The sequence below is a fragment of the Planctomycetota bacterium genome, assembly GCA_026387035.1.
Classification (GTDB): Bacteria; Planctomycetota; Phycisphaerae; order FEN-1346; family FEN-1346; genus JAPLMM01.
The window spans coordinates 1-2,202 of the sequence record JAPLMM010000015.1 but is presented as its reverse complement, the minus strand read 5'-3'; the positions used below and the strand labels follow the sequence as shown (position 1 = coordinate 2,202).

4 protein-coding genes are annotated in these 2,202 nt (G+C 65.2%); all 4 read left to right on the top strand.

Annotated features, from left to right (window positions below; all coding sequences use genetic code 11):
• Positions 1 to 188 (top strand): ThuA domain-containing protein (locus NTX40_00480; protein MCX5647568.1); only part of this gene is annotated, 188 nt, incomplete at its 5' end.
• A 42-nt stretch (positions 189 to 230) separates the two neighbouring features.
• Complete coding sequence (locus NTX40_00475) at positions 231 to 1,115, top strand: ThuA domain-containing protein (GenBank protein MCX5647567.1); 885 nt, start codon at positions 231 to 233, stop codon at positions 1,113 to 1,115.
• A gap of 133 nt (positions 1,116 to 1,248) precedes the next feature.
• Positions 1,249 to 1,452: a hypothetical protein gene (locus NTX40_00470; GenBank protein ID MCX5647566.1), complete on the top strand. Its 204-nt coding sequence runs from the start codon at positions 1,249 to 1,251 to the stop codon at positions 1,450 to 1,452.
• 122 nt (positions 1,453 to 1,574) lie between these two features.
• Positions 1,575 to 2,027: a YbjN domain-containing protein gene (locus NTX40_00465; GenBank protein MCX5647565.1), complete on the top strand. Its 453-nt coding sequence runs from the start codon at positions 1,575 to 1,577 to the stop codon at positions 2,025 to 2,027.
• Positions 2,028 to 2,202: the final 175 nt, after the last annotated feature.

Below are 2,202 nucleotides of genomic sequence, written 5' to 3'. Positions count from 1 at the left end.
CCGGCACGGAGATGCATGAACCGATGGCGTGGACGGTGCCCTTCGGCAAGGGCCGCGTCTTCGTCACGGTGCTCGGCCACGCCGTGCCCGAGACGACCGCGCCGGACACGACGATCCTGCTGGAGCGCGGCGCGGAGTGGGTGGCCACGGGCGCGGTCACGATCCCCGCTCCGGCCGACCTGAAGTAACGGCGATTTGACACAGCCCTTGCCATTGAAAGGAGTTCAGGCATGGTTCGCACATTTTGCTGTTTGCTGGCCTTCGGCGCGATCGGGCTTGCACTGGCGTCGTCCGCGCCGGCTGCGGATGCGGCCAAGATCAACGTGCTCATCATCGATGGCCAGAACAACCACGACTGGAAGGCGACCACGCCGCCAATCAAGGCGATGCTCGAGAAGACCGGGCGGTTCAACGTCGAGGTGCTGACGAGTCCGCCCAAGGACGCCCCCGCGGAGCAGTGGGCCGGGTTCAAGCCCGACTTCTCGAAGTACGGCGTCGTCTTCTCGAATTATAACGGCCAGCCCTGGCCCGAAGAGGTCAACAAGGCCTTCGAGAAGTACATGGAGAACGGCGGCGGCCTGGTCGTGTATCACGCGGCCAACAATGCGTTCACCAAGTGGGAAGCGTGGGCGAAGATGGTCGCCCTCCTGTGGCAGGGACCTGCCACAGGAGCCCGCCTCTACATGGATGACGCCGGCAAGGTCGTCCGCCAGGAGAAGGGCGAGGGGCCCGGCGCCGGTCACGGGCCGCAGTGGGCCTACCCCGTCCGGGTCCGCGACAAGGACCATCCGATTACCAGGGGCCTGCCCGAAAAGTGGGGGCATGCCAAGGACGAACTGTACCAGGCCATGCGCGGCCCGGCCGAGAATATTCACATCCTGGTCACGGCCTGGGCCGACCCGGCCCGGAAGGGCACCGGCGGGCACGAGCCGATGGTCTTCACCGTGACCTACGGCAAGGGTCGCGTCTTCGTAAACCTCCTGGGCCACGACGCCACGAGTGTCGTTCATCCCGGCTGCGCAGCGCTGATGATCCGCGGGACGGAGTGGGCGGCCACGGGCGCGGTCACGATCCCGCCGCCGGCGGACATCGCGGCTTCTCCGGCGACGAAGTAGCCGCAACCGCCGGCTGCAAGCCGCCCGCTTCAGGCTTGAGGCTGGAATCTTGGCGCCTGGGGCGCTGTTCTCGGGCACTCGGGGGCTCAGGGACTCAGAAACTAATTCACTAATCTCCAAATGGGTATCCGTCATGGCAAGGACAACGTTCGGCGTTGTGGTGGGCACCCGCGGCTTCTTTCCGACGAGACTGGCGCAGGAGGGGCGCCTCGAGATCCTGCGGATTCTGAAGGAAGAAGGCTTCGAAACCGTCTGCCTCGGCGCGCGTGAGGCGGACCGGTTCGGCGAAGGTTTCTGCGACGGGGGCTTCTTGTTTGCGTCCCGCGCCGGGAGGTAGTATAGGTGGCGAACGGTGCCGCTCGCCTTGCCGACGTCGGGCGGCGCGGCGAGAGGGGGGCGGCAGCCTGCGTCGACACGAGGGTTCGCTCACACATCGGGAGAGCCGAGAGGAGACGGACGATGGGAGCGGTGTACGACGCGATGGTCCGGTTCTTCCGGGAGGACGATTGGAAATTCGAACAGGTCGAAGGCAAGCCTATCCTGCGGATGGGGTTCGCGGGCGACAACGGCAAGTGGACGTGCATTGCGCGGGCCGTCGAGGAGGCGGACCAGTTCATCTTCTACTCCATCGCCCCGATCAACGTGCCTGAAGACAAGCGGCGGGAGATGGCCGAGTTCATCACCCGCGCCAACTACGGAATGCGCATCGGGAACTTCGAGATGGACTTTTCGGACGGCGAACTGCGATACAAGTCAAGCATCGACGTCGAAGACGATCGCCTGAGTTCCCCCCTCATCAAGCACATGGTCTACCCGAACGTGCTGATGATGGACAAGTACCTGCCCGGCATCATGGCCATCCTTTACGGGAACAAGACGGCCCAGCAGGCCATTGCGGAAATCGAGGCCTAGTTCGGCGTGCCCCGGCAACCCCTTGGCGGGGCCCGGCCCGCACGCGAATCGCGGAAGCGAGAATGACTTTTCTCGGCAACTGCCGGGCCACCGGCATCGGAAGCCTGCCCCACACGGACGCCCGTGCGGCCGTGGAAGCGGTTTTTTCCTTTTCGCCGGACCTCCCCTACTGGCC